Origin of the sequence: Modicisalibacter sp. MOD 31.J (genome assembly GCF_020147985.1) — a bacterium.
GTDB classification, from domain to species: domain Bacteria; phylum Pseudomonadota; class Gammaproteobacteria; order Pseudomonadales; family Halomonadaceae; genus Modicisalibacter; species Modicisalibacter coralii.
Genome location: NZ_JAGXFF010000008.1, coordinates 1 through 5,766 on the forward strand (window position 1 = coordinate 1; position 5,766 = coordinate 5,766).

2 tRNA genes and 3 rRNA genes are annotated in these 5,766 nt (G+C 56.2%); all 5 read left to right on the forward strand.

The features are described 5' to 3' along the window. Nucleotides 1–386 precede the first annotated feature (386 nt). The 5 genes from KGR00_RS22305 (at nt 387) to rrf (ending at nt 5,720) form a co-directional block, all read left to right on the forward strand. Nucleotides 387–1,924, forward strand: a 16S ribosomal RNA gene (locus KGR00_RS22305). Nucleotides 1,925–2,046: 122 nt separating this feature from the next. After that, nucleotides 2,047–2,123: transfer RNA gene (locus KGR00_RS22310), tRNA-Ile, on the forward strand. A 79-nt stretch (nt 2,124–2,202) separates the two neighbouring features. Then, nucleotides 2,203–2,278: transfer RNA gene (locus KGR00_RS22315), tRNA-Ala, on the forward strand. Between the two features lie 297 nt (nt 2,279–2,575). Further along, nucleotides 2,576–5,463: ribosomal RNA gene (locus tag KGR00_RS22320) — 23S ribosomal RNA — on the forward strand. A gap of 141 nt (nt 5,464–5,604) precedes the next feature. Then, a 5S ribosomal RNA gene (rrf, locus tag KGR00_RS22325) occupies nt 5,605–5,720 on the forward strand. Together the 16S, 23S and 5S rRNA genes with 2 tRNA genes alongside form the textbook arrangement of a ribosomal RNA operon. The last annotated feature ends 46 nt before the right edge of the window (nt 5,721–5,766 follow it).

Below are 5,766 nucleotides of genomic sequence, written 5' to 3' on the forward strand. Positions count from 1 at the left end.
CTGTTTCTTCGAGGGTTTTGGAAAACGGCGGTGAACAAATCGCTTGCCGGATCGCCTCGAAGGCTGTAGACTTCGCTCCCACGATTCGCCGGCCTTTCGGGGTCAGCGGTCAAGCGCGGCCGAGATCGATGGCTGATCTCATCCGGTGTTCGGCACCGGCCACCGAGGCTTGACAGCGCAGCGCGAATCGGTAGAATACGCCTCTCTCGCGGCGAGGCGCCTTCGGGTAAACGACGCGATGCTCTTTAACAAGTCGATCAGGTAATTCATGTGGGCGCTTGGCCACGATACGGTGACACTGTCACATGATATCAAGGCAAGCGTCTCGTCAATAGACGTTTGAACCTTGAGCCAGGTTTGGTCCGCCTAACGGACTATCAGACTTTCAACTGAAGAGTTTGATCATGGCTCAGATTGAACGCTGGCGGCAGGCTTAACACATGCAAGTCGAGCGGTAACGGGTCCAGCTTGCTGGATGCCGACGAGCGGCGGACGGGTGAGTAATGCATAGGAATCTGCCCGGTAGTGGGGGATAACCTGGGGAAACCCAGGCTAATACCGCATACGTCCTACGGGAGAAAGCAGGGGATCTTCGGACCTTGCGCTATCGGATGAGCCTATGTCGGATTAGCTGGTTGGTGAGGTAACGGCTCACCAAGGCGACGATCCGTAGCTGGTCTGAGAGGATGATCAGCCACACTGGGACTGAGACACGGCCCAGACTCCTACGGGAGGCAGCAGTGGGGAATATTGGACAATGGGCGCAAGCCTGATCCAGCCATGCCGCGTGTGTGAAGAAGGCTTTCGGGTTGTAAAGCACTTTCAGCGGGGAAGAAAGCGTGCCGGTTAATACCCGGTACGGACGACATCACCCGCAGAAGAAGCACCGGCTAACTCCGTGCCAGCAGCCGCGGTAATACGGAGGGTGCAAGCGTTAATCGGAATTACTGGGCGTAAAGCGCGCGTAGGCGGCTAAGTAAGCCGGTTGTGAAAGCCCCGGGCTCAACCTGGGAATGGCATCCGGAACTGTTTAGCTAGAGTGCAGGAGAGGAAGGTAGAATTCCCGGTGTAGCGGTGAAATGCGTAGAGATCGGGAGGAATACCAGTGGCGAAGGCGGCCTTCTGGACTGACACTGACGCTGAGGTGCGAAAGCGTGGGTAGCAAACAGGATTAGATACCCTGGTAGTCCACGCCGTAAACGATGTCGACTAGCCGTTGGGTCCCTTGAGGACTTAGTGGCGCAGTTAACGCGATAAGTCGACCGCCTGGGGAGTACGGCCGCAAGGTTAAAACTCAAATGAATTGACGGGGGCCCGCACAAGCGGTGGAGCATGTGGTTTAATTCGATGCAACGCGAAGAACCTTACCTACCCTTGACATCCTCGGAATCCGCCGGAGACGGTGGAGTGCCTTCGGGAGCCGAGAGACAGGTGCTGCATGGCTGTCGTCAGCTCGTGTTGTGAAATGTTGGGTTAAGTCCCGTAACGAGCGCAACCCTTGTCCCTATTTGCCAGCGATTCGGTCGGGAACTCTAGGGAGACTGCCGGTGACAAACCGGAGGAAGGTGGGGACGACGTCAAGTCATCATGGCCCTTACGGGTAGGGCTACACACGTGCTACAATGGCCGGTACAAAGGGTTGCAATCCCGCGAGGGGGAGCCAATCTCGGAAAGCCGGTCTCAGTCCGGATCGGAGTCTGCAACTCGACTCCGTGAAGTCGGAATCGCTAGTAATCGTGAATCAGAATGTCACGGTGAATACGTTCCCGGGCCTTGTACACACCGCCCGTCACACCATGGGAGTGGACTGCACCAGAAGTGGTTAGCCTAACTTCGGAGGGCGATCACCACGGTGTGGTTCATGACTGGGGTGAAGTCGTAACAAGGTAGCCGTAGGGGAACCTGCGGCTGGATCACCTCCTTAACCGACACGTTATCGTGTCTGGTCAAGTGTCCACAATGAATTACCTGATCGGAATAGAGCAACGACTGTGGGAGTTGCCCAGGGCCAGCGGGTCACACGGGCTTAGCAGTTAGTACGGTGCTGGGTCTGTAGCTCAGTTGGTTAGAGCGCACCCCTGATAAGGGTGAGGTCGGCAGTTCGAGTCTGCCCAGACCCACCAATCCAAGAGGTCAGAGAGAAGAGGTAAGAAAGAAGATCGCTTCTTCCTTCTTCGTCCTTCCTTCTTGCATCTTGTATAGGGGGCCTTAGCTCAGCTGGGAGAGCGCCTGCCTTGCACGCAGGAGGTCACCGGTTCGATCCCGGTAGGCTCCACCACATCGTCCCAGTCCGGCGTTGAAAGCCGACTCGCCTAGCGCACTAGGCGTCGCCGTCTTTCGCCTTGGCCTGAAACGATGCTCTACAGTCTTTCTATAAGTCCTAAGCTATAGGTTTTGGGTGACACGTCGATGACGGTCACGTAAAGCTTACAGCTTAGAGCTTATGGCTCTAAACGCTCTTTAACAATGTGAATCAAGCTGACAACGTTTCTTCCGAGAGGAAGAGACAAACGAGATACGACTCTCGAGCGTATCCGGCGATCGTGTCATCGCACCAGACCCCTTGGGGTTATATGGTCAAGCGATGAAGCGCACACGGTGGATGCCTAGGCAGCCAGAGGCGATGAAGGACGTGACAGCCTGCGATAAGGTTCGGCGAGGTGGCAAATGACCTGTGACCCGGACATCTCCGAATGGGGCAACCCACTCAGGGTAACCTGAGTATCGCCATGTGAATCCATAGCATGGCGAGGCGAACCGGGGGAACTGAAACATCTAAGTACCCCGAGGAAAAGAAATCAACCGAGATTCCCCCAGTAGCGGCGAGCGAACGGGGAGTAGCCCTTAAGCGTTGTGACCGATAGGCGAACAGGCTGGGAAGCCTGACGATACAGGGTGATAGTCCCGTAGCCGAAATCCGATCAGCGTGAAATCGAGTAGGTCGGGGCACGTGAAACCTTGACTGAAGACGGGGGGACCATCCTCCAAGGCTAAATACTCCTGGCTGACCGATAGTGAACCAGTACCGTGAGGGAAAGGCGAAAAGAACCCCGGAGAGGGGAGTGAAATAGACCCTGAAACCGTGTGCGTACAAGCAGTGGGAGCACTCACGTAGTGTGACCGCGTACCTTTTGTATAATGGGTCAGCGACTTATATTCAGTGGCGAGCTTAACCGAATAGGGGAGGCGTAGGGAAACCGAGTCTTAACTGGGCGACCAGTCGCTGGATATAGACCCGAAACCGGGCGATCTATCCATGGCCAGGGTGAAGGTTGAGTAACATCAACTGGAGGCCCGAACCGGGATCTGTTGAAAAAGATTCGGATGAGCTGTGGATCGGAGTGAAAGGCTAATCAAGCTCGGAGATAGCTGGTTCTCCTCGAAAGCTATTTAGGTAGCGCCTCACGTATCACCGCCGGGGGTAGAGCACTGTTTCGGCTAGGGGCCCATCCCGGGTTACCAAACCGAGGCAAACTCCGAATACCGGTGAGTGCAGCGTGGGAGACACACAGCGGGTGCTAACGTCCGTTGTGAAAAGGGAAACAACCCAGACCGTCAGCTAAGGCCCCCAAATTCTGGTTAAGTGGGAAACGATGTGGGAAGGCTTAGACAGCTAGGAGGTTGGCTTAGAAGCAGCCATCCTTTAAAGAAAGCGTAATAGCTCACTAGTCGAGTCGGCCTGCGCGGAAGATGTAACGGGGCTAAACCAGATGCCGAAGCTACGGGTTCGCCGAATGGCGAGCGGTAGAGGAGCGTCGTGTACGCCGATGAAGGTGTGTCGAGAGGCATGCTGGAGGTATCACGAGTGCGAATGCTGACATGAGTAACGATAAGGGGAGTGAAAACCTCCCCCGCCGGAAGACCAAGGGTTTCTGTTCGACGTCAATCGGAGCAGAGTGAGTCGGCCCCTAAGGCGAGGCCGAAAGGCGTAGTCGATGGGAAACGGGTCAATATTCCCGTACCTCGCGTGATTGCGATGGGGGGACGAAGAAGGCTAGGTGAGCCGGGCGTTGGTTGCCCCGGTGAAAGTGCGTAGGCCGAGGGCTCAGGGAAATCCGGGCGCTCAAGGCCGAGACACGAGACGAACGGACTACGGTCCGGAAGTCATCGATGCCACGCTTCCAGGAAAAGCCTCTAAGCTTCAGATCACGTGAGACCGTACCCCAAACCGACACAGGTGGTCAGGTAGAGAATACCCAGGCGCTTGAGAGAACTCGGGTGAAGGAACTAGGCAAAATGGTGCCGTAACTTCGGGAGAAGGCACGCCGGCATTACGTGAAGCCCCTCGCGGGTGGAGCGGAAGCCGGTCGAAGATACCAGGTGGCTGCAACTGTTTATTAAAAACACAGCACTCTGCCAACGCGTAAGCGGACGTATAGGGTGTGACGCCTGCCCGGTGCCGGAAGGTTAAGTGATGGTGTTAGCCGTAAGGCGAAGCTCCTGATCGAAGCCCCGGTAAACGGCGGCCGTAACTATAACGGTCCTAAGGTAGCGAAATTCCTTGTCGGGTAAGTTCCGACCTGCACGAATGGCGTAATGATGGCCACGCTGTCTCCACCCGAGACTCAGTGAAATTGAAATCGCAGTGAAGATGCTGTGTACCCGCGGCTAGACGGAAAGACCCCGTGAACCTTTACTATAGCTTCACACTGGACGCTGATGTTGCTTGTGTAGGATAGCTGGGAGGCTTGGAAACCCGGACGCCAGTCCGGGTGGAGCCGACCTTGAAATACCAGCCTGGCATCATTGGCGTTCTAACTTCGCACCGTGATCCGGTGTAAGGACAGTGTGTGGTGGGTAGTTTGACTGGGGCGGTCTCCTCCCAAAGCGTAACGGAGGAGCACGAAGGTACCCTCAGCACGGTTGGAAATCGTGCATTGAGTGCAAGAGCATAAGGGTGCTTAACTGCGAGACAGACACGTCGAGCAGGTACGAAAGTAGGTTCTAGTGATCCGGTGGTTCTGTATGGAAGGGCCATCGCTCAACGGATAAAAGGTACTCCGGGGATAACAGGCTGATACCGCCCAAGAGTTCACATCGACGGCGGTGTTTGGCACCTCGATGTCGGCTCATCACATCCTGGGGCTGAAGTCGGTCCCAAGGGTATGGCTGTTCGCCATTTAAAGTGGTACGCGAGCTGGGTTTAGAACGTCGTGAGACAGTTCGGTCCCTATCTGCCGTGGGCGTCGGAAGTTTGCGAAGTGCTGCTCCTAGTACGAGAGGACCGGAGTGGACGTACCGCTGGTGTTCCGGTTGTGATGCCAATCGCACTGCCGGGTAGCTATGTACGGACGGGATAACCGCTGAAAGCATCTAAGCGGGAAGCCCCCTTCAAGATGAGACTTCCCTGGGGCCTCGCGCCCCCTGAAGGACCCTCGAAGACGACGAGGTTGATAGGCGCGATGTGGAAGCGCTGCGAGGCGTTGAGCTAACGCGTACTAATGGTCCGTGAGGCTTGACCATATAACACCCAAGGGGCCTGAGTGGCCCTGTGGGCGAGACACGACGGATACGTCGCGAGAGTCGACTCGATCAGCTTGATCACGTTGTTGAAGCGCACCAGGTAGTTGGGTGCTGCAGGCTCTGCAGCACGCCACGGTTACGCCTGACGACCATAGCGAGCGGGTCCCACCTGACCCCATGCCGAACTCAGCAGTGAAACCGCTCAGCGCCGATGGTAGTGTGGGGTCTCCCCATGCGAGAGTAGGTCATCGTCAGGCATCTTTTCGGAAAACCCCAGCCAATCGGCTGGGGTTTTTGCGTTTC